This is a genomic window from Sphingobium chungangianum (assembly GCF_977014255.1).
Window position 1 is genome coordinate 650,217 of record NZ_CDRNIV010000002.1, and the last position, 21,887, is coordinate 672,103.

Consider the following 21,887-nt stretch of genomic DNA (forward strand, 5'->3'; position numbering starts at 1 on the left):
CCGCAACGGTCCTGTCATAGGAGGCGCATCGCGGCGGGAGCGAAGCCGTCGAGCATGAGGGGCGCTTTTCATGGCCGTGACGATCCTGGGTGCGCTGGTCCCGGTATTTGGGCTGATCCTGATCGGCTATGTGTGCGGGCGCTATGACATATTGGGCGATCGCGCGTTCGAGGTGCTGAACCGCTTCGTCATCGCCATCACCCTGCCCATCCTCACCTTTCGTTCGATCGCGCATATGGACCCGAGCAATCTGGCCGTGCCGGGCATGTTCATCGCCGTGACGTTGGGCGCGCTGATCACCTATGCGCTGGCCTTTGCGATTGCCCGCCGTTTTGGCCGGTCGGGGGCGAATGCGAATATCGCGGCTTTGTGCGCCTGTTTCAGCAATACGGGCTTTATCGGCCTGCCGGTGGCGACGCTGGCCTGGGGGCCGGAGGCGGTCGCGCCGGTGTCCGTGACGATGCTGATCTACTCGGCGATCGTGTTCACGGTCGGTCTGGTGATGAGCGAGGTGACGGCGAGCCAGGGCCATGGGGTGGGCACCGGATTGAAGCTGGCGGCGCGATCGACGGTGCGCAATCCGTTGATCCTGATGGCGGTGCTGGGGTGCGTCTGGTCGGTGCTGCGCCTTCCGCTGACGGGGCCGGCCGACATATTGATGCAGACGCTGGCGCAGGCGACGGCGCCGTGCGCGCTGACGGCGATCGGGATTTTCATCGCCCTGCCCCGGCGCAGCGCGACGCCCGGACCGATCGGGCGGGTCGTTGCTTTGAAGCTGCTTGTGCAGCCGCTGATCACGGCGGGGCTGTTGTGGATGTTGCCGCCGATCCCGCCGCTTTGGGCGAAGGTCGCGATATTGATGGCGGCGATGCCGTGTGGCGCGTCGAGCTTTGTGCTGGCGGGGAAGGCGGGGCGCTGGGCGATGGAACTGAGCGCATGGGCGGTCATGCTGACGACGACGATGGCGTCGATCACGCTGATCGGGATGCTGTGGTGGCTGGGGGCTTAAAGGTCCTCGGTGACGCGGGCCATTGCCAAGGGGCGGACGAGGAGGAAGAGGGCGGACCAGTCGCCGGTGTCGGCTGCGGCTTCGCGTTCCTGCCGGGCGATCAGATAGGCGTCGTCGCGTAGCCGCTCGAACAGGGCCTGCACCCGGTCGCGGCCATTGGGGCCTAGCCAGAGCATATCCGAGACATAGCGGGCGTCCCCCTCCAGCAGCGAGGGGCCGAGGAAGAAATGCTTTACCACGCGGTTGAAGGCCTGGTCGAGGGGGCCGCCCGGGCGCCAGCGGACGGCGCGGCTGGTGAGGGGGCGCAGGCGTCCGCCGGGCAGGCTATCGACGAGGCCGAGGCGCCGAAGTCGCTCGATCGCTTCGTCCAGCGCGGCCGTGTCGATGCCGAGCGTCGACTGGCACTCCGCCCGCTGCGCGCCGTTGAGGACGAGGAAGAAGAGCAGCGCGAGGCTGCGGTCGGCGGCGAGGACGCGCTCCTGCGCCAGGGTGAAGCGATCCGCGCCGCTGGCGGCCGATCGGGCTAGCAGGTCACGCACGTCGATGCCGATGGCGAGGCAAAGGCGGTCGAGATTGTCGAGCGTGAGCCCCCTGCCCCGCAGCCAGCGCCACAGGGTTGGCTCGGCGACGTCCATGCGGGCGGCGAGGTCGGCGACCCGGATGCCCTGCACGCGCAGTTCGTGGCGGAGTTGGGCCAGGATGGCGGCGACGCCGGGGCTTTCATTTTGGGGCATGTCTGAAGTCCGATCTCTGTATGATCGAATAGGATCATATAGTGATCGCATTCCGCAAGCGTGAATTGATCCGGCTGCCTCCTTATCCCACTATGCGCGCGAGATAAGAGAGAGGATGGACGGATGGCGACCACGGCCGACTATGGCTTGGGCGAATATGCTTTCCCCCGTGGCTGGTTCATGATCGCACGGGCGGAAGATGCCGTTGCCGCGCCCACCGCGCTGCGCATGTTCGGGCGCGATCTGGTGCTGTATCGCGGGGAGAGCGGGCGGGCGGCGCTGCTGGATGCCTATTGTCCGCATATGGGCGCGCATCTGGCGGCCGAGCAAAGTTCCGGTGCGGGCGCGCGGCGGATCGAGGGGGACTCGATCCGTTGTCCCTATCATGCGTGGCGCTTCGGGCCGGATGGCATTTGCAACAATGTGCCCTATTTCGACGGGCCGCTGCCCCCGGCGGCGCGGGTGCGCGCCTATCCGGTGGAGGAGCGGTTTGGATGCCTGTTCGCATGGCATGATCCCGAGCAGATGGAGCCGGACTATCCCCTGCCCGACCTGCCGGAATGGGAAGATGCCGCCTGGGTGCGCTGCATCTATGATGATCTGGGCCAGCTTCCGGTCCATCCGCAGGAGATTATCGACAATCTGGTCGATGCGCGGCATTTCGGGCCGGTGCATGGGCAACGGCTCGCCTATTTCAACTCGCGCTTCGACGGCGTCACCGGACGGCAGCTTTCCGGCGGAGGTCATGAGACGATGACCAGCGAGGGCGGCGTGCTGGACGTCGATGCTTATTATACCGGGCCGGGCATATTGATCGCGCGCTTTTCCGGTGAGACGGATGCGGTGCAGATCGTACTGCATACGCCGGTCGAGGATGGCGTGACCCATGTGTGGCATGGCATCATCACGCGGGGACGGCAGGTGCCGCCCTCCGCAGAGGATGTGACCTTGCATGGTCAATATCAGCAGCTTGGCCTGTCCGCCTTCTCGCAGGATTTCGAGATTTGGCGGACGAAGGCGCCCGCGTTGCAGATATTGCGCCTGCCGACCGATGGGCCGTTCCACCGCAACCGCGCATGGTATCGGCAATTCTACAATCCGCGCGCGCAGGCGGCGGGCCATCAGGGCCGCGCCAATGGCGACCATGCCACCAAGGGGCTGGATCAGGCGCCGACGCCGCAGCGGCCGAATGACATTCATAACGAACAGAGGATAGTGTAGAAATGAACAGGGATTTCCCGGAAGGCGCGGCGCTGATCTTTGGCGGGAGCGGCGGGATCGGCAAGGGCGTCGCGGTCGAGTTCGCCAAGTCGGGCACGGACGTCGCCATCTGCTATCGCAGCAAGAAGGACGTGGCCGAGGCGACGGCGCAGGCGATCGAAGCGCTGGGCGTCAAGGCCAGCCTGCATCAGGTCGATGTGCGCGATCGCGCTTCGGTGGACGCGATCGTCGCTTCCGCCACCGCCACCCATGGCCGCGTGCATAGCGTCGTGTGGGGCGCGGGGCCGCTGGTGCCGCAGGTCGCGATCGCCGAATGGAGCGACGATCAGTTCCGGCAGGCGATGGAGGTCGAGGTGTTCGGCTTTTACAATGCCGCCCGCGCCTTCATCCCGCACATGCGCGAAAAGGGCGGTGGGTCGTTCGTCCATCTGGGATCAGCGGGGCATGACTGGTGGCCCAAGCTCGATGGCCTGTCGGTCGCGCCCAAGGCAGCCAACGAAGCGCTGATCAAGGGCATCGCCAAGGAAGAGGGCAAATATGAGATCCGCGCCAATTCGGTGCTGGTCGGCGTCATCGACGCGGGCATGTTCCATGAACTGACCGCGCAGGGCGTGTTCGACGATTATTGGATCGCGGAGACCAAGAAGCTGCTCTGCCTGAAGCGCTGGGGTCAGTCGGAAGATATTGGCCAGGCGGCGGTGTTCTTCGCATCCGAACGCGCCCGCTATGTGACGGGTCAGGTGATTTCGGTGTCGGGCGGCTTCGGGGTCTGATGCTGTCGCAGCGCGGTTTGTGAGAGGTTCTTAGGGGGGAGGGCTTACCACCCTCTCCCTTTCCGCTTCCTGTCCGCTAGCGCATGATCATGTTTGCGTGATCGTCACCCCGGACTTGCTCCGGGGTCCCGCTTCTGTTCTGACGCTGCCGAGGCAGCGGGACCCCGGGTCGAGCCCGGGGTGACGGAAAACGATCCTAGCGCGTAAACTCATACGAGCGGGAAACCGATCCTGATCTGGAGTACGAGGCTCTAGGTCCGTCGCAGGACATGTTCGACGCTATCGTCGGCTGTACCGGCTTTCCCTTCGTCGCAGCCGACTTCCTTTTCCAGCGCGGCGCGGATCTCTTCGACCTCGTTCGCGCTGCGATGCTCTATGCCGATAAATTGTTCGCGCGCGGCGTCCAGAGCGCGGATGACCTCGTCCAGCTTTGCCTGCATGGCGGCGGCGTCGCGATTCTGGCTGTTCTGGATCAGGAAGACCATCAGGAAAGTGACGATGGTCGTGCCGGTGTTGATGATCAGCTGCCAGGTGTCCGAATAGCCGAACAAGGGTCCGGTCACGCCCCATATCAGAATGAGCCCCAGCGCGAACACAAAGCTGAGCGGCTGGCCAGCGGCCGAGGCGATCCGGGTGGCCATGGCGGTGAAGATGCGGTCCATATCATGTCCCTAATGCTGCTGCCGCTGGTCATTCGGAACCAGCAACATTTAGAAACATTCAACCAAGCGAAATGATCAACGCCGCTGCGATAAAAGCCACGGGATACGCAATATCTACCCTGAGCATGATCGTCTTAGACGGAAGCATCGGCATTAAGGCTGCTTTTCCGTCGCCCCGGGCTCGACCGGGGTCCCGATGCCTCGACAGCGTCAGAACAGAAGCGGGACCCCGGATCAAGTCCGGGGTGACGAGTACTAGAGCGCGCTGCGTTAAATCCGACGCAAGACGCGCGCTCTAGCTATTTGTCGCCGCATCGTTTTTTGCGCAAAACCGGTTCCCACTTTTGCGCACGATGCTCTAATAATGATCATGCCCTAGTCGCCGGAGTGGTGACATGCATCGTCGGCATGGGGCTGCGACGGCGCAGCTTGCCGCATAAATCTGCTGATCATGGTGGGTGAGGGAGCAGCCCGCGCCGCCATCTGCGGCTGCGAGCAGGCACCCCTTGCTACCCGTGGCTTAGAGTTCGACCACCGACAGGATGTGGCTGTCAAAGCCCGGCCACACATAGTCGAACTCCAGGATCAGCGTGTCGCCGATCTGGCCGCTCGTCAGCAAATCCGTCTCGACAAACAGCTGAAGGCCGTTGCGGCCATAGGCATAGCGCGTGACGTTGCCGAAGGCGGGTGACGCGTCCAGTTGCGCGTCGATTTCCGCATTGCCCTGACGGGGGCGATTGACCTTTACCTTCAGGCGGCCCTTCAGGTCCGGATCATTTTCGTTCGCGTCGATGAGGGCAAGCGTCATCTTTTCGATCACTTCGAAAGAATCGACCAGCGTTCCGATGTGGAACGTATATTCGGGATCGGAGTCGACAGCTTCGCGCAGCGCGGCAACCGCGGCATGTTCCTTGTCCGTGCCATAGCCCAGCGCTTCGCGCGCGGCCTTGTTCAGCGCGGCCTGCGCTGCGGGCAGCGCGGCCAGGTAAAAGATGCCATCGCCGCGGCTGCGGTTGTCGTTATGCACCACGAAACGATAGAAGTTTCCCTGGGGAAAGGGCAGCATCTGCGTTTCCACGAAGCCCAGAAGCGTCAGCAGCTTGGCCGCGACAGGGCCGTCCTCCGCATTCGGATAATATAGGGCAACATGCCCCATCGAACGCATGCAATCCTGTGCCTCTACCGCCAACGTCGCCATTTCATGTCTCCTGATCCGGCCGCTCACACGGTCCGTATTACGTGGAAAATCCGCCCGATCGGGCCATCCATCCTGAACGCCGTTAGTTGCGCCAAGCAACCGTTGGCGCAACCTGATCCGCCATTATGCCGCCTGCGTGGAACTACGCTTGTCGAGTGTGACATGCAGGCCGTTGGTGCGCTTGTGCATGTCGGGCGTCTTGTCGCGGGGGTTGTAGAACTGCTTGTACCAGCTGCGCACCTTGCCATAGGGGCCGTCATTGGGGATGACGAGCGGGTTGAGGCACGCCCGCTTGTTCTGCCAGATCTCGACATCCTGGGCGAAGGCGAGGCGGCTGCCTTCCTGATATTCCAGCGCTGCGGCGCGCAGCTCGTCGGTGACGGGCGCAGTGCCGTCATTCACCTGCACCATCAGGCCGTGCCAGACGCGGATCTTGCCATCCTCGATCGGGGTGTGGGTGATCATGATGAAGCTGTCGAACGTCCCCGCCATCTCCGACTGGAGGATCGACGGGCCGGTATACCAGGTGTCGAGCGTCAGCACGTCTTCCGGGTTCAGCGTCAGCGTGCGGTGCCCGGCGGCATAATATTGGTGGACGATATGATCCTTGAACTCATTGGCGAAGTAGACAAAGTCCTTGGCGCCATGGATCGGGATGAAATGGCCGAAGTCGGCCATGTTATCGACCACCTCGATCGGGTGGATGTCCAGATCGCCCATATAGTCGATCTTCCAGTTGACCCAGCCCGGCGCATCATAATGGCCGCCGAAATCGGGCAGGTCGAAATTGGGTTCGAGGCCTTCGGGATCATGCCAGATCCAGATCGTGCCCGCCCGCTCCATCGCCGGGAAGGTCTTGAGCTTCGCCGCCTTGGGCACGAAGTCGGAATAGGGGATGTTCTTGCACTGGCCGTCGGGGCCATATTGCCAGCCGTGGAAGGGGCAGCGGATCGATTCGCCCTCCACCTGCTCGCCATCGCGCACGATATAGCTCGTCGTGTTCTTCGCCAGATGCGCGCCCATGTGCGGGCAATAGGCCTCGGTCACATAGACCTTGCCGCTCTCGCCACGGTACATCACCATGTCCTGGCCAAGATAGCGCATCGCCTTGGGCGTGCTCGTCGCCTCAGCGCTCTCGCCCACCATGAACCAGCCACGCGGGAAGGTGAAGTCTCCCAGACGATAGTCCGACGATGTCGCCATTTCTTGATCCTCTCACTCGCTACCTGGCGTAGCTTGACGGGCCGTTCGCCCATATGAACCATATGGCGATCAGCCCGTCGATGATAACTGATGCCATATAATTTACGCAAAGCCATCCGCCCGCGCAAGTTACTTATCGCCAATAAGCTTGAACCGGCCCTTAATACTGCGCATTGGAGAAACGGCCGCCCAGCGTCACCCCGACGTTGCGTAGGCGCAAACTCACGGAGCCGTGGCCGCTTAAGCCATCGCCCGCGCGGCCGATATGGTCTCTCGCAACGTCGCGAACAAGGCGTCGAGATCGGCATCATTGGCGACGCTGACGTCCAGCATGACGGCTCCTTTAGCGACGCGCGCCCGGCCGATGCGATCGCCGTCTGCGAGGATCACGATCTCACCCATATCCCTGGGCCGCCGCGCGGCGGCCTGACGCAGGCGGGACAGGACCGTTGCGGATGGCAGCATCGCCCCGTCACCGGTAGCGCGCGCCTGCTGCTCTGTCGCGATGATCCGCGCTTCGGCGATCAGGTCCGCCCGCTGCTCGTTCCTGCGGAGCAGCGGGGTCAGCAATTCGGAATAGCGGACCTTCAGATCTTCCTTCGTGGCGAAGGCCTGGATCACCTCTTCGGGCAGTTGGGCAAGCGCGAGCAGGCGGCTGAGCTGGCTGTTAGACAGGCCCAGCGCTTGCGCCATGCGCGACTGGACGCCGCCATAGAAGCGATCCACCGCCTGCTGATAACTGCGCGCGCGGTCGAGTTCGCAAATGTCGGCCCGTTCCCGATTCTCTATATCCGCGAGACGGAAGGCTTCCTCATCGGATAGCTCGACCAGCAGCGCGTTGAGGCGCAATTCAGGGCGGCCATTATGATTGAGCCAGTCGATCGCAAAGCGGCGGCGGCTGCCGACGAGCAGCTGGTAGGGCTGCTCCGACGCGCCGGGGTTCAACCGCACCAGCACGGGAATGCGGTTGCCGCCCTCGGCCGCGATGGATTCGATCAGCGACCGGCAGCTGTCGGGATTGAGGCCCGGCTGATCGCGCGGATTGCCGTCCCAGACCATGCATTCGTCCGGCCGGATCAGCATTGGCGCTCGGCTGTCGATCCTGGCCTCGGCGAAGCTGGTGAGCCGGTCGTCCAGGCGACCCAGCGCCTCCTGCTGCGCCATGGCCGCGCGGCCGGTTTTGCCATCGCGGGACAGCGTCGCCATCATCTCCCGTATCAAGCCCGCCATTCCATCCATCCTCCGTTGCCGGGACTGCATTAGCGCCATGTGCCTTGCCCCGCCCGCTGGACTGCGTCCGTAATGGTGCGAGTGAGGGGCGGCGGGAGCCTTCTTTGCGTGTACGCAAAAGCGGGATCAGTGCAGGCTGACTCGGCGCCATCGACGATCACGGTCGATGTCATGGTGCGGGCAAGACCCAGAAGATAGGCGACGCGCGACCAGTTGCTTTCCGATGCACAGGCCGTGTGCAGGAACGGGCTGTCCAGCTTCACCATATCGGGGGATAGCGCCATTAGCTGCCCGACCGAGGCGCGGCCCGACCCGAAGCGCGATACCGATATCCGGACGCCCAAGGCGCGCAAGGTCCTGACGAAGGCCAGCGCGTCGCGAAACAGGATGATGTCGCTATGATCGCTGATCTCGATCACCAGCCGCCGCGCGACTTGGGGGGCGTGCCTTAGCCGGTCGAGCAGTTCGCCCCAGCCCGCGCCCTCGCCATGCAGGTTGAGCGACAGGCTTTGCGGCGAAAGCGCGACGGAGAGGCAGGCGGTCGGGTCGCCTTCCATTTCGCGCAGCACGTCGCGTACCAGCGATCGGTCGATCAGGTGGGCCAGGCCGAGCCGCTCCAGCGCGGCGTAGCTTGTGGCGCAGTCGGCTTAGTCGCCGGTCAGCGTCGCTTCATGATATAGGGTGGGGCCTTCATGCTCGGCCCGCGATACGGGGCGCCAGCGGAGGAAGGCCGTGCCGTCCTGCACCTGATGCAAGAGGACGGCCGCCTGCGCCATGTCCTTGCGGTAGAGGGCTGTGGCCTCGCCGGGTCGGATGGCGATAGCTCCTTGATGAAGGCTGGAGGCCGCGAGCCGGGCGCGCGCCTCCCCTTCCCCAGTGGCGGCATGGCCTGCGGAAACGGACAGCAATATGTCGCGGCCTTCGTACCGGAATGGTTCGCTGTCGAGTGCCTCGCAGAGCCTTTCGCCTAGCCTTCCCACAGGCAGGGATCGCATGAGCGGATAGCGCGCTGTCAGCGTGATGTGGCCTCCCTCCACGTTGCGAAGGTTGATGCGACCGAGATGCCGACGGGCCGCATGGGTGAGATGATCGACCGCGCCACCGGCGGTATCGGCACCATAGGCCGCCTCGATCGCATGAAAATTATTGAGACTTATGACGAGCAGATGCTCGGCCTGATGGGGTTTCGTCAAACGCAGATCCTTTCAGTGAACCCGGCGCACAAGGAAAGGGACGGGAAGGTTTGAGGAGGCGGCGCCCACCGCCTCCTCTCCCCTCCGTGGGAAGGCTCAGCGACCCAACAAGCCTCCCAACAGGCCGGTAACCGGCGCGATCGGGCTTTGCTCGCCCGTCGGTGGAGCCGAAACGCCACCGAGCAGCCCGGTAACCGGCGCCAGCAGCGATTCCCCGCCGCCGCTACCGCCTGCGGGCAGTGCCGGAGCCAGCCCGTTGACGGCGTCGAGTACGGGGGAGACGACGCTGTCGACGGTGGATGTCACCGTGGCGACGACGGGCGCGGCGCCGGTCACGACCTGATTGACCGCAGCGCCCGCCTCGGCCCCCAGCACGCCGCCGACGAGGTTGCCGACCGGCGCAAGTCCGGCCTCCACGCCCGTCGTGGTCGTGGGCACGGTCACATCGACGATCGTCCCCTGCGTCAGCACGTCGGCGGTCAACAGCTGCCCCTGCGCAGGGGCCGTGGTGGACGGCAACAGGTTAACCCCGACCAGCGTATCGCTGGTGGAGGGACCGGTTACCGCCTCGCCGCCGACATTGGCGCCGATCAGCGGCCCGCCGAGCAGCCCGCCCGGCGCTGCGCCGCCCCCGCCGAGCGCACCTGTCAGGCCGCCCGCGACAGTTTCGACCAGCCCCGTAACGGGGGCCAGCGCGCCATCGCTGCCGACAAGCGGCGCCGTGATGGGCGCGAGCGCGCCGTTCAGCGTGTCGAGCACAGGCGCCGTCACCTGCGTGGCAGCGGAGGTCACCGTTGCCACTACGGGGGCGAGGCCATCGGTCAATTGCGTGACGGTGTTGCCCGCCTGATCGCCCAGCAAGGTTCCGGCGAGCGAACCCACCGGCGCCAGTCCCTGCTGCACGCCCGCAACCGTGGTCGGCAGGGTTGCCTGCACAACGGCGCCATCTCCGTTCAGCAGATTGACCGTGGCAACGGTTCCGGTCGCGCTCCCGGCGTCGGACAGGGCATTGAGGCCGACCAATGATCCGGGACCTGTCGGACCCGTGATCGCCTGGTTACCCAGATTGACGCCGATCAGCGAGCCGCTGGTTGGGCCGGTCGGGCCACTGGGTCCAGACGGGCCGGTCGGACCTGTGGGGCCACCGGGTCCAGTAGGGCCTCCGGGACCTGTCGGGCCGTTCGGTCCTGTTGGGCTGCCGGGGCCTGTCGGGCCGTTCGGTCCTGTTGGGCCGCCGGGGCCTGTCGGACCGCCTGGACCCGTAGGACCGTTCGGGCCGGTGGGTCCACCTGGACCCGTGGGACCGCCTGGACCCGTTGGGCCACCGGGGCCGCTGGGGCCGCCCGGACCCGTGGGACCGCCTGGACCCGTTGGGCCACCGGGGCCGCCAGGGCCGCTGGGACCCGATGGCCCTGACGGCGTCTTGCCGCCTGCCGTGCGGACACTGAAACCCACGCCATCGGAGCAGGCGCCGAGTAGGAAAAGCGGAATCGCCGTGGCGCAAAGCAGCAGACGCCGCCCTGACCGCGCTGGCCCAACCAAAGACATGCTACAATCTCCCTGTTCAATGCGAACATCATCGCAAGGCCCCAAGGCTAAGCACGGCTTTCCCTTACGGCTTCTTCTAAAATCACCGATTTGGTGAGATTGGGGTTTTGGAGGCGAAGAGGTGTGGGAGGGGATGTGGGAAGCGTGGGGTTAGGTACGCAAAGGGCGTGTGGGTGTGGTTTTTGGGTGGAAATTAGGTGGCGAGATTGGGGAAATTGGGGTTGGGCGGCTTTGAACGGCGCAAAAGGGCGGCTTCGCGACGTTGTCCACCTTTGTCCATTATGGTTCGATCTGTCCCGATATAGTCTGCGGCCGTGGAAAGAGGAACTGATTAGGCGAGCGGCCTTACTCCCTCTCCCCTTCAGGGGAGAGGGTTGGGGAGAGGGGAGCAACGTCGCCTTTCAGTCCCCTCTCCCGCCTTCGCTACGCTCGGCACCTCGGCCAGAGTCACGTGCCTCTGGCCGACCCCTGAAGGGGAGAGGGAAAACCTCACCGCCAGCGTGGTCCTTCAACCCAGGTCACCAAGCTCCGCCGCACCCCCGCTGTTACCGGCAGCACCCGATGTTGCAGGAAGGACGGAAAGATCAGCAGACTTCCCCGCGCCGCGAAGGTCGCGCCGGGTTGCGCTACGCAGAAAAATTCGAACGCGCCACCTTCATACTCCTCCGGCTCCGACAGTTGCACCACGACCGACAGCTTACGGTCGAACGGGCGGCCTGATTCCAGCCACACATCCTGATGCCAGTCATATTTGCCCTGCTGGGTGGCGTGATATTCGGTGAACTGCACTTCATAGGGCGCGACGATGTCCACCCCGAAATTGGTCCGGTTGGAGGCGCCGACAAATTGCATCAGCCGGTCGATAATGTCTTTCTCCCGCAACGGATCAAACCAGCGGATGATGGAGGATCGATAGGCCTGATCATCCCGGCTGCTGTCCGCGAAGCCGACCGTCGCCGACTGGTCGGCATAGAAGTCCGCCCGCTTGACGATAGCGTCGCATTCGGCGGCCATCAGCGCTGATGGCCACACTTCCCACACATTATTCATGATCTCAGCCTTCCTTTGCGTACACGCAAAATGGGGTCAGAAGGCGCGCCCGATGCCGAAGAAGAAGCGCGCCCGGCGCGAATCCGCGCTGGCGATGCGCTTGATCGGCACGGCCACTTCCGCGCTCACTCGCCATTTGCTGCCGATGCCGACACGCACGCCGCCGCCAGCCGATGCGAGCGAGACATTCTCGGCGGGCAGGCGGTAATAGGGACGCGCGACCGCATGCGCGACCGCGCCATCGGCATAGGTGAAGAGTGTTGCCTTCTGCAAAATCCCTGTTCGCGCAGGCGTCCAGCTGAGTTCAGCGCCGCCCGCTACGGCCTGTTCGGCGGTCCTGATTCCCACCGGAAACGCCATGCCAGCCCCACTGCCGCCTAATGAAAAGCGCTCTGTCACCGGCAACCTGTCGCGGGAATATTGCGCCTTCGCATTCAGTTTCAGGGCGACGCGCTTCGACAGGGTGCGCACGGCCACCGCCTGCACATTGGCCTTGGTGAAGATTTTTTCCGAAAAGCCGGTGAAGGCCCGCGCGCCCAAGATGCCCACGCCCCGGCTGACGACCGCCGACAGAGCCTGCGCCTGCCGCTGGTCGGAGTGCGACCAGGACGCGCCCAGCCGCACTGCCCGCGATTTATAGTCGCCAAATCGGACATCAAGGAAATAATTGCTGCTGTCGATTCCGTCGATCGAGGCGTTCACGGTCAGGTTGGTCTTGTTGGAGCGGACCAGCGCGTGGCTGATCGTCAGCCCCGCCAGCGTCGCTTCTCCTTCGATCGGCCGGTCGCGCACGCGGCTTTTCATATGGGCGATGTTGGCGGACAGGGTCGTGCCATTGCTGCCGATCGGGGTGGAGTGGCTAAGGGAAAAGAGTTGATAGCGCTCCGGGTAAAAGGGCAGATAGCCCGCGATCCGAGTGCTGTCGCCTTCGCGCAGTAGCCCATTGGCCGTGACCGACAATTGCGCCTGCACGCCGTCGATCACGTTGTTGACGGCGCTATTGTCGATCAGGATGCCGATCTGCACCTGCTCCCGCTTGACTATCAGGTGCAGGATCAGATCGCCTTCGCCCCCGCCTTGGCGCACCCGCGCCTCGACGCTTTGGCCCGGTATGTCGCGCAGCAGGCCCAGCGCGCGTTCCAGCGTCGCCTTGCGCAGCGGCGTATCGCGCTTCAGCCGCCGCATCTGCGCATCGATCAGGCGGGTCGGCATGCTGGGGGAAACGCCCGCCAGCCGATATTCCTTCACCCGTCCTTCGACCAAGCGCACGATCAACTGACCGCCTGCGGGCACCTGCGCCGGGATGGATACGGAATAGAAGGCGATGTCGCTGCGGGCGTAGGCATCGCTTACCGCCTTCGCCACCGCCTGCAATGTCTCGCGCGTCAATGGCCGTCCGATCAACGGAGCCACCGCCTTGTTCAGCAGCGGCATGGGCAGGGAGGTGCCCATATAATGCACCCGCGCCAGCCGGACGCTTTCGGCCGCGTTACCCACCGTTCCGACCGCAGGGGCGGGCGCGGCGACAGTTACGGAAGGGGAAGGGGCAATGCCCGGTGCGACCCGATCAGCCCTATCCCGGTCGATCACTGGCGCAGAGGCACCCTCTCCCGGCCCGGCGATCTGCGCCGCTGCGGGAGCGGCCATTGTGACGAGCGCCACCGCCGCCACAATCGCCTTCAGCTCATCCAGAACCCTGTTGAAACCCATTTGCCCCATGCCGCCCCACGCCATGGAAAATGGCGCCTGCCAGCATCAGGGCCTAGAGCAATGTCTTTGCGATTTGGCCCCGAAGTGGAACCGATTTGGTGCATTTCAGCCCGATTCTCCATCGGGACAAGCGGCGATTGTCACCAGATTGGCGGGATCGGCCCAGAGGTGGAGCGGGAAGGGCGTAGGGCCGGTCGAGCCGTTGCGCACGTCAGGCCCCCCGCGCTGGAGGCGAGAGGAGGGAAATTACGCAGGTCGCGCCCCTTCCCCTCCGTCAGGCCGTTGGCCTGCCACCTCCCCATCTGACGATGGGGAGGATTTATTTAACGCCCGGCACTCCCAAACTTCCGTCATCCCGGCGGAAGCTGGGTTGACGAGATATGTAGGGATCAGATTCCGGGCACTCCCAACAGTCGCGCCTCATCCTTCAGCCTTGCGGCCTGCCCCGGATTGGCCTTGCGCGCCGCCTCATACACCGCCTGCGCCTTGGCCGTTTCGCCGAGCGTCATCCGGCTGCGCATCAGCATGATCCAGCCGTCGACATTGCCGGGATTGGCCTTGAGCTTGGCCTCCAGCCCCGACACCATGCCCTCTATCATCGCGTCCTGCTGGCCCTTGGGAAGCTGCGACGCCGACTGCATCTGCTCGCGGCTTGGGCCGGGGATGGCGGCTGTCGCGACCGAGCCGATCGGCGGATGCGGCGCGGTGGGCTTTACCGCTGCCAGCCGTTCCTTGACTTCGATGCCGTTGATCTTGCCCACCTGCTCGATCGTACGGCGCAGGTCCGCTTCCCATGGCGCACCGGGCGGCGTGTCGGCTAGCAGGGCCAGCCAGTCGCGGATCGCGCCCTCATGATCCTTGGCCAAATCCTTGCGCACCGCCTGGAAGTATCTCGCGCGTGGCTCCTTGGGGTCGAGCTTTACCGCCTTGTCGAAAGCATCGGCGGCTTCCTTTGGCATCGGGTCATGCTCGCTTGCCATCACCACCGCTTCGCCGAGCGATGACCAGAAGGTCGCGTTGTTCGGGGCGAGCTTCACCGCACGGCGATAGGCGCGCGCCGCGTCGGCGTGGCGGCCATTTTCGAAATAGGCCCAGCCGAGCATCTGCCAGCCTTCCGCGTCATTGGGATTGGCGCCCACACGCTCCTGCAAGCCACGAATGACGCTTTCCGGATCGGAAGGCTGCTGGCCGGGCGCGGCGAAGGGGGCGGAGGCCGATGCCGTCTCCGCCTTTTCCGGCCGGTCGCGCCAGACATTATAGCCGACCGAAACGATCGCCAGCCCCGCCGCTCCGATGAGAGCCATGCGCCCCACGCTCAGCTTCGCCACTTCCACACCCCCGATAATCTCAACTGCTCTCTAGCGTGACGCAGCGGAATTGATAGAGTGCCCAAAGACTTGATCCGCGCACGATAAACCGGCAGGGGCATCGCCGGGGCTGCGGGTGATCTCGCAAGAGGGGGGCAATAAGTGACTGAGCGCGTGCGTATCGCGATCGTCGGGTCGGGACCGGCGGGGATGAGCGCGGCCGCGCGCGCGGCGCAGCTGGGCATATCCCACCTTCTGATCGAAAAGACGGACCATCTGTCCGACACGATCTTCAAATATCAGAAGGGCAAGCATGTGATGGCGACGCCCAGCCAGCTCGTGCTGCGGTCCGATTGCGATTTCGATGCGGGCAAGCGCGAGGCGATCCTTGGCCGCTGGAACGAGCAGGCCGCCGCGCAGGGCCTGAACGTCGCTTATAATGCAGAGGTGAAGGCGATCAGCGGGACGGGCGATCCCATCCCCGGATCGGTCCAGAAGATCGTGGAGCGCAAGCGGGACGGCTCGACCGATACAAAGGAAATCCAGCGGCTCGCCCCACCATACCGGCTGACACTGACCGATGGTCGGGAGATCATTGCCGACGCGGTGATCATGGCTATAGGGACGCAGGGCAATCCCAACCTGATGCGCGTTCCGGGCGCGGATCTGCCCCATGTGCAATATCAGCTGGACGACCCGGCCGACTATAATGACGAACATATCTTCGTCGTCGGCACCGGGGACGCGGGCATTGAGAATGCCATGGGCCTTGCCGCTGACGAGGCGCAGGGAAATGTCGTCACTATCCTGAATCGGGGAACGGAGTTCGCCAGCGCGAAACCTGCCAACGTCAAAGCGCTGATGACCGCCGCCGAAGCCGGTCGCCTGTCGATCATGACGGAATCGACCACGGCGAAGATCGAGCCGGGCTTCATCACGCTCGACAGCCGCGATGGCGAGGTGAAGGTGCAATGCGATCGCATCATCGCCCGCATGGGGTCGGCCCCGCCGCGCGCCTTCGTCGAAAGCTGCGGCGTTGAGTTTGCGAGCAACGATCGGCTGGCCTTCCCCAAGCTGTCGCCGGTGTTCGAAAGCACCGCGCCCGGCATTTTCGTCATCGGCGCGCTGGCGGGCTATCCGCTGATCAAGCACTGCATGAATCAGGGCTATGACGTTGTCGAATATATCAACGGCAATCGCGACCTGAAGCCTGCGGACGAGCCGATTTTGGCCGCCAAATTCGCGGCGCTGCCGGGGCAGAAAAGCGTCGCCGAATGGCTGGAATATCTGCGGACCAACGTATCGATCCTGGAAGGGCTGTCGCCGCTCCAGATGCGCGAGTTCATGCTGGACAGCGAGGTTCGCGCCTACCGCTCCGGCGAGGTGATTTTCGAGAAGCATGATCCCGGCTCCTCGCTATTCGGCATCGCGGCTGGGCAAGCGCTGGTCGAGGTTGCGCCGGGGACCGAGGTTGCGATCGAGGCCGGGAGCATCTTCGGCGAAGTCGGTCTGATTTCCGGCCGCCGCCGGGGTTCGACGGTGCGCGCGGGGACGGACTCGATCATGGTGGAGGTGTCGCGGACGGCGGCGCTGAAGCTCATGTCGTCCAACCCGCCCGCCAAGCGCGCCATCACCCGCATTTCGACCGAGCGGCAATTGCTCCAGATGTTCGGCGCGGGGCTGACCCCTGCCGACCTTACCGAAGTGCTCGACGGCGCCGAGATCAAGACCGTCAAGGCGGGCGAGGCGATCCTGACTGAAGGCGATCTGGGCAACGACATCTATGTGATCCGGGTCGGCTCCATGATCGTGGAGAAGAAGATCGGGGGGAAGAACGTCTTCCTCTCCTACCTCCCCGCCGGCTCCTATGTGGGCGAAATGGCGCTGATCGCGGGCGGGCCGCGCACCGCCACGGTCAAGGCGACGGTGAAGTCCGAGGTCATCAAGCTGAACGGCGACGCCTTCGCCCGGCTGATGGCCGCCAAGCCCGCCTTGCTGGAGCGTGCCCGCCGCGACATGGCCGCGCGGCAGGACGTCAACGCCTTCATCGAAAGCCGCAAGGACAGCTTCTCCACCGTCGTGGATATGTATTCAGAGACGGCAAAGTTCCTGGTCGACAACGGTATCGGCGAGGCGACCGACGTGCTGCTGATCGACGAACATCTCTGTGTCGGCTGCGACAATTGCGAAAAGGCGTGCGCTGACAGCCATGAGGGCTTGTCGCGCCTCGACCGGGAGGCGGGGCGCACCTACGCGCATCTGCATGTGCCGACGAGCTGCCGCCATTGCGAGCATCCGCACTGCATGGCCGACTGCCCGCCCAACGCGATCCATCGCGGGCCGGACGGCGAAGTCTTCATCGACGAAACCTGCATCGGCTGCGGCAATTGCCAGCGCAACTGCCCCTATGGCGTGATCCGCATGGACAGCGTGCCGCCGGAAAAGCCGGGTTTGCTCAGCTGGATGTTCTTCGGCGCTGGACCGGGGCCGGGTGAGCCGTCCAAGAAATGGCGCTACAAGCATGCCGAACCGGGGGTTGAGAAGCCCAAGAAGGCGATCAAATGCGACATGTGTTCGGGCATTGATGGCGGCCCGGCTTGCGTGCGTGCTTGTCCGACCGGCGCCGCCATTCGCGTGTCGCCGGAGGATTTCCTGACCGTCGCCCGTCTTGATGGGCAGGCGAATTGAGCATGGGCATCTCAATTCTTCCCCTGCTCTTCGCGCAAGCTAGGACGCATCTTTCAGCCGCTTCACAAGAGCAAACCGCCTTGAGTTGGTTACCCCTACCTCCGTTCGGGCTGAGCTTGTCGAAGCCCTTTACTCTCTTGAAGAAAAGTGAAGCCCTTCGACATTTGAGCGAGACGGGTGGCTCGCTCAAACAGGGCGAACGGAGGAGAGCTAATCTCGATACGATGACGCTGCAAACCAAAGTGATCATCCTCTGATGGCCACACGCGCTACCTCCACCCGCCGCGTCAAAGGCGAAACCCTCCATGACGGGTTCCTGCGCCACGCCAATTTCCGCTGGCTGAAGATCGCTTGCCTTCTCTGCCTGCTCGTCATCGCCACTTATCTGATGATCGACGTCACGCCCCATCATAATGGCGGCAGCTGGTACGGCTACACGCTCGGCACCATCGGCGTCGGCCTCATTCTCTGGCTCACCCTGCTGGGCCTGCGCAAGCGCGCCATGACGCGCGGTCGCTGGTCGCTCAAGGCATGGACGAGCGCGCATGTCTATCTGGGCCTCAGCCTCGTCGTCATCGGCACGCTGCACACGGGCTTTCAGCTTGGGTGGAACGTTCATACGCTCGCCTATGTGCTGATGATGCTGGTGATCCTTTCCGGTCTGTTCGGCATCATCGTCTATGCGACCCTGCCCACGGCGCTCAGCAACAATCGCGCGGAAATGACGCAGGTGCAGATGCTGGAGGCGATCCGAGCCATTGACCGCCAACTGCACGACGCCGCCCAGCCCCTGCCCCACGAACAGGCCAGCCTCGTTCGCCAGTCCCTTAATGACGATCCCTTCGGCGGCAGCCTGATCGCCCGCCTGTCCGGCCGCTATCCGCGCTGCGCCACCGCCGCCGCGCAGGCGTCGCTCCGCCATTGGACCGGCGACCATCCGGATACGGGTAAGGAGCCTCTGGAAAAGGTCGATGCCCTGCTCGAACGCAAGCAGGCGATGCTCGCCCGCCTCCGCCGCCACCTGCGGCTAAAGGCGCTGCTGGAAATCTGGCTCTACGTCCATGTGCCCGCCACCTTCGCCCTGCTGGCCGCGCTGACCGCGCATATCGTCAGCGTCTTTTTCTACTGGTGAGCGCCATGAGCTTCACAGTCCGCCAGATCAGCCTCACCGCCGACGGTCGCGAGATCGTCCGCAGCGCGACGCTCGCCAAGCCGCAGCTCACATTGGGCCGCGCGTCCACCAACGACATTCACCTCCCCGACCTCGCGCTCGAACCCGATCACGCGCGGATCGAGCGGGTCGACGCGCGCACCATCCGCGTTCGCGCCACCGGCACGCTCGGCTTCGATGTCGAAGGCCGCACCACCCGTTCGGCCGACATAGATGCCAGCAAGGGCGCGGAACTGCGCTTCGGCGGCCATCGCATCACGGTTTCGCGCGAGGACGAAGCGACCATCCTATCCATCCGCCGCGTCGATGCCGTGTCTGAAGCATCGGAGGAAAAGGAGGAGGCCCGCGTCTTCTCCTTGGCGCGCCTGCTGCCGGGCAAACGCCTCACCGCCTGGGGGCTGGCGCTCGCTATCCTCATCGGCTTCCTCGCTATTCCCATCTACAGCTACGCCACCCGTCCGGCCGACGACATGCGCAACATCTACAGCGTGAAGGGCGATGGCGCATGGTCATCCGGCCCCTTGAGCCAGGCCCACCACGCGCTCGAAGGCCGCTGCGAAACCTGTCACCAAAAGGCGTTCGTGTCCGTCCGCGATACCGCCTGCCAGACCTGCCACAAGTCCGTCCATGACCACGCCCCCGCCGCCCGCATCGCCATGGCGCGCGCGGAGCCGGGCATTGGCGGCAAGTTCCTGAACCTCGTCGCCACGACCTTCGGCAAGCCGCCCGAAGGCGCCTGCGTCGATTGCCACCGCGAACATGAAGGCGCAGGACCGATGCAGCCCGCGCCACAGGCGTTCTGCACAGACTGCCACGGTAGCCTCAAGGATCGGCTGAAGGACAGCAAGCTCGCCAACGCCAGCGATTTCGGCACGGATCACCCCCAATTCACCGCGCTCGTCCAATATAATCCCGGCAAGCACCCCAGCTTCACCCGCGCCTCCCTCGACGCCAAACCGATGGACGACAGCGGTCTCAAATTCCCGCACGACGTCCACCTGTCAAAGACCGGCGGCGTCGCCCGCATGGCCCGCACGCTGGGCGCGCAATCGGGCTATGGCGACGCGCTCGCCTGCAAGGATTGCCACCGGCCGACCGCCGACGGCGTGCGCTTCCTGCCCGTCGATATGGAGCGTGATTGCCAGTCCTGCCACAGCCTCGCTTTCGAGACGATCGGCGGCACCGTCCGCACCCTGCGCCATGGTCAGCCCGATCAGGTGATCGCGGACCTTCGCGCCTATTACCGCTCCACCGCGCCCGCCGCGCCGCTCTCGCTCGGCGGCATGGCCCGTCGCCGCCCCGGCGACTATGCGGAGGGCCGCGTCTATCACGCCTATTTCGGCGCAGCGGCCGATCGTCCCTCCCGCGCCGATGACGCCATCCGCGCGGTCTTTTCCAAGGGCGGGGCCTGTTATGACTGCCACATCGTCACCGGGGGCGGGACGAGCTGGCAAGTCGCGCCCGTCAACCAGCCCATGCGCTACATGATGAAGGGCTGGTTCGATCATAAGGCGCACGCTACCGAGAGTTGCGAAAGCTGCCACGCCGCGCCCAAAAGCCATGACGCGCGCCAATTGCTGCTGCCCGGCATCGACAGCTGCCGCACCTGCCATGGCGGTGAAAAGGCGAAGGCCGATGTGCCGTCCGGCTGCGCCATGTGCCACAGCTATCATGTCGGCGACGGCGCGCCATGGACGCCCGCCGATCGCGCGGTCAGACGGGATCAGGCGGACAGGCCGCGGCGCACCGGCCGCGACGGGTAAGGGGGAGCTAAAGACCATGCTGATCGCCCAGATCACCGACATTCATCTTGGCTTCGACCCCGGCAATCCGGCGGAGCTTAACCGCCAGCGGCTCGATCAGGTGCTGCGCGCTCTGATCGACGGCCCCAACCGCCCGGACCTGCTGCTCGCGACCGGCGATCTGACCGAGCGGGGCGACACCGAAAGTTATCGCGCGCTCGCGGAAGCCTTTGCGCAATGCCCCTTCCCGGTCTGGCCAGCCATGGGCAATCATGACGACCGCGCCAATTTCGCGCAGCATTTTCCCCACATTCCGCAGCAGGACGGCTTCGTCCACTACGCCATCCCGCTGGAAAACCGCCGCATCCTGATCCTCGACACGCTGGAGCCCGGCCGCCACGGCGGCGCCTTCTGCGAGGCCCGCGCGGAATGGCTAAGCGCCCGCCTCGACGAGGATGCCGGAACGCCCACCCTCATCGTCCTGCATCATCCCCCGGTCGAAGCCGGGATCGAATGGATGAACACCCACCCGGACGAACCCTGGGTCCAGCGCTTCGCCGCCACCATTGCGAACCGCCCCAGCATCGCCGCGCTGCTCTGCGGCCACCTCCACCGTACCATCACGGCGCCGTGGCAGGACACGACCGTCGCCATCTGCTCCTCAACCGCCCCGCAACTCGCGCTCGACCTGCGCCCGATGGACGCGGACGCCCCCGACAACCGCCCGATGATCATCGCCGACGCGCCCGCCTATGCGCTTCACCGCTGGACGAAGCATGGCCTTGTCACCCATTTCGAAACGACGGGCGATCAGGCGACGCTGGCAAAGTTCGACGCGAGCATGCAGCCGCTGGTCCGCATGCTGATGGATGAACGGCCGGGGTGACGGCGGCGTCCGCCAGAATCTGAGCAAGGCCGCTGCGCCCAACCGGATGGGGAGGGCGTGAGGAATGGACGCCCCTTCGGCATACCGTCCCTTGTACAAGATGACGGGCTGATGAGGGCCGTGTCGATCCGCATGACCTTTGGAGTTAGGGCGGATTGCGGACTTTCTCCCCTCCCGCAGGCGGGAGGGGTCGGGGGTGGGCTTGAGTAACATTCGCCTTGCTTTGCAGCGGCTCGCCGACTCCCTCTGCCACCCTTTCTATGTGCGAAGGGGCATGTCCTGATGGGGTGGGAAACGGAACGGCAGCATTGCGGTTGCAGATGCTTGATACCGAAAGGTGATCCCGTTAGCCTATCCAAATGCCGGAACTTAAAAAATTTACCTCATTGGTCGTTTTGTTAGCCGTTGTGGGAATAATTATTAGGGGATTTTCAGACCTCGTAGAGGAGCATGAGCAAAAATGCAGAGAGAACGTTAAGGTGATCGTGCACAATCAAGCTCTCTGGCAGCAATTCCGCTCGCAAGCTCAAGCCGCTTACCGGAAGGAGGCAGCACAAACACC

The 21,887-nt window shown here is 64.5% G+C and carries 19 protein-coding genes; 8 read left to right on the top strand and 11 right to left on the bottom strand.

The genetic code is table 11. From position 1 onward, the window contains the following. Positions 1-70: 70 nt before the first annotated feature. Positions 71-1,009, top strand: coding sequence for an AEC family transporter (locus ACWNC0_RS03065; protein WP_449469512.1), 939 nt, complete (start codon positions 71-73; stop codon positions 1,007-1,009). Here the strand turns inward: ACWNC0_RS03065 and ACWNC0_RS03070 are convergent. Continuing rightward, positions 1,006-1,743: a helix-turn-helix domain-containing protein gene (locus ACWNC0_RS03070; protein ID WP_449469514.1), complete on the bottom strand. Its 738-nt coding sequence runs from the start codon at positions 1,741-1,743 to the stop codon at positions 1,006-1,008. The genes ACWNC0_RS03065 and ACWNC0_RS03070 overlap by 4 nt on opposite strands. 123 nt (positions 1,744-1,866) lie before the next feature. Between ACWNC0_RS03070 and ACWNC0_RS03075 the strand changes: the two genes are divergently transcribed. Beyond that, complete coding sequence (locus tag ACWNC0_RS03075; RefSeq protein ID WP_449469515.1) at positions 1,867-2,964, top strand: Rieske 2Fe-2S domain-containing protein; 1,098 nt, start codon at positions 1,867-1,869, stop codon at positions 2,962-2,964. A gap of 2 nt (positions 2,965-2,966) precedes the next feature. After that, a complete protein-coding gene (locus tag ACWNC0_RS03080; RefSeq protein ID WP_449469517.1) occupies positions 2,967-3,737 on the top strand; it encodes an SDR family NAD(P)-dependent oxidoreductase in 771 nt (256 codons plus the stop codon). A 251-nt stretch (positions 3,738-3,988) separates the two neighbouring features. Here the strand turns inward: ACWNC0_RS03080 and ACWNC0_RS03085 are convergent, their stop codons facing one another. The 10 genes from ACWNC0_RS03085 to ACWNC0_RS03130 form a co-directional block, all read right to left on the bottom strand. Continuing rightward, complete coding sequence (locus tag ACWNC0_RS03085) at positions 3,989-4,399, bottom strand: low affinity iron permease family protein (RefSeq protein ID WP_449469518.1); 411 nt, start codon at positions 4,397-4,399, stop codon at positions 3,989-3,991. 520 nt (positions 4,400-4,919) lie between these two features. Further along, positions 4,920-5,597 carry a hypothetical protein gene (locus ACWNC0_RS03090; protein ID WP_449469519.1) on the bottom strand — a complete coding sequence of 226 codons (678 nt, stop codon included), beginning with the start codon at positions 5,595-5,597 and terminating at the stop codon, positions 4,920-4,922. Positions 5,598-5,720: 123 nt separating this feature from the next. After that, on the bottom strand, positions 5,721-6,800 hold the full coding sequence (locus tag ACWNC0_RS03095) for a Rieske 2Fe-2S domain-containing protein (RefSeq protein WP_449469484.1): 1,080 nt from the start codon (positions 6,798-6,800) through the stop codon (positions 5,721-5,723). Positions 6,801-7,040: 240 nt separating this feature from the next. After that, positions 7,041-8,030: a ParB/RepB/Spo0J family partition protein gene (locus tag ACWNC0_RS03100; protein WP_449469520.1), complete on the bottom strand. Its 990-nt coding sequence runs from the start codon at positions 8,028-8,030 to the stop codon at positions 7,041-7,043. 29 nt (positions 8,031-8,059) lie between these two features. Next, positions 8,060-8,650, bottom strand: coding sequence for an EAL domain-containing protein (locus ACWNC0_RS03105; RefSeq protein WP_449469852.1), 591 nt, complete (start codon positions 8,648-8,650; stop codon positions 8,060-8,062). Positions 8,651-8,677: 27 nt separating this feature from the next. Continuing rightward, complete coding sequence (locus tag ACWNC0_RS03110) at positions 8,678-9,223, bottom strand: hypothetical protein (protein WP_449469521.1); 546 nt, start codon at positions 9,221-9,223, stop codon at positions 8,678-8,680. 96 nt (positions 9,224-9,319) lie between these two features. Then, positions 9,320-10,771 carry a hypothetical protein gene (locus tag ACWNC0_RS03115; RefSeq protein ID WP_449469522.1) on the bottom strand — a complete coding sequence of 484 codons (1,452 nt, stop codon included), beginning with the start codon at positions 10,769-10,771 and terminating at the stop codon, positions 9,320-9,322. Positions 10,772-11,260: 489 nt separating this feature from the next. Continuing rightward, on the bottom strand, positions 11,261-11,821 hold the full coding sequence (locus ACWNC0_RS03120) for a 2OG-Fe(II) oxygenase (RefSeq protein WP_449469523.1): 561 nt from the start codon (positions 11,819-11,821) through the stop codon (positions 11,261-11,263). Positions 11,822-11,857: 36 nt separating this feature from the next. Continuing rightward, complete coding sequence (locus ACWNC0_RS03125; protein ID WP_449469524.1) at positions 11,858-13,555, bottom strand: ShlB/FhaC/HecB family hemolysin secretion/activation protein; 1,698 nt, start codon at positions 13,553-13,555, stop codon at positions 11,858-11,860. Between the two features lie 365 nt (positions 13,556-13,920). Further along, positions 13,921-14,859, bottom strand: a complete 939-nt coding sequence (locus ACWNC0_RS03130; protein ID WP_449469525.1) for a tetratricopeptide repeat protein — start codon at positions 14,857-14,859, stop codon at positions 13,921-13,923. A 189-nt stretch (positions 14,860-15,048) separates the two neighbouring features. Between ACWNC0_RS03130 and ACWNC0_RS03135 the strand changes: the two genes are divergently transcribed. Genes ACWNC0_RS03135 through ACWNC0_RS03155 form a run of 5 tightly spaced genes read left to right on the top strand, consistent with a single transcriptional unit; the run spans position 15,049 to position 21,325 of the window. Then, a complete protein-coding gene (locus tag ACWNC0_RS03135; RefSeq protein WP_449469854.1) occupies positions 15,049-17,526 on the top strand; it encodes a cyclic nucleotide-binding domain-containing protein in 2,478 nt (825 codons plus the stop codon). Between the two features lie 2 nt (positions 17,527-17,528). Further along, complete coding sequence (locus tag ACWNC0_RS03140; RefSeq protein ID WP_449469527.1) at positions 17,529-17,783, top strand: hypothetical protein; 255 nt, start codon at positions 17,529-17,531, stop codon at positions 17,781-17,783. Beyond that, a complete protein-coding gene (locus ACWNC0_RS03145) occupies positions 17,783-18,658 on the top strand; it encodes a hypothetical protein (RefSeq protein WP_449469529.1) in 876 nt (291 codons plus the stop codon). The genes ACWNC0_RS03140 and ACWNC0_RS03145 overlap by 1 nt, the downstream gene beginning before the upstream one ends. 5 nt (positions 18,659-18,663) lie before the next feature. Continuing rightward, on the top strand, positions 18,664-20,460 hold the full coding sequence (locus ACWNC0_RS03150) for a cytochrome c3 family protein (RefSeq protein ID WP_449469530.1): 1,797 nt from the start codon (positions 18,664-18,666) through the stop codon (positions 20,458-20,460). 16 nt (positions 20,461-20,476) lie between these two features. After that, positions 20,477-21,325 carry a metallophosphoesterase gene (locus tag ACWNC0_RS03155; RefSeq protein WP_449469531.1) on the top strand — a complete coding sequence of 283 codons (849 nt, stop codon included), beginning with the start codon at positions 20,477-20,479 and terminating at the stop codon, positions 21,323-21,325. The last annotated feature ends 562 nt before the right edge of the window (positions 21,326-21,887 follow it).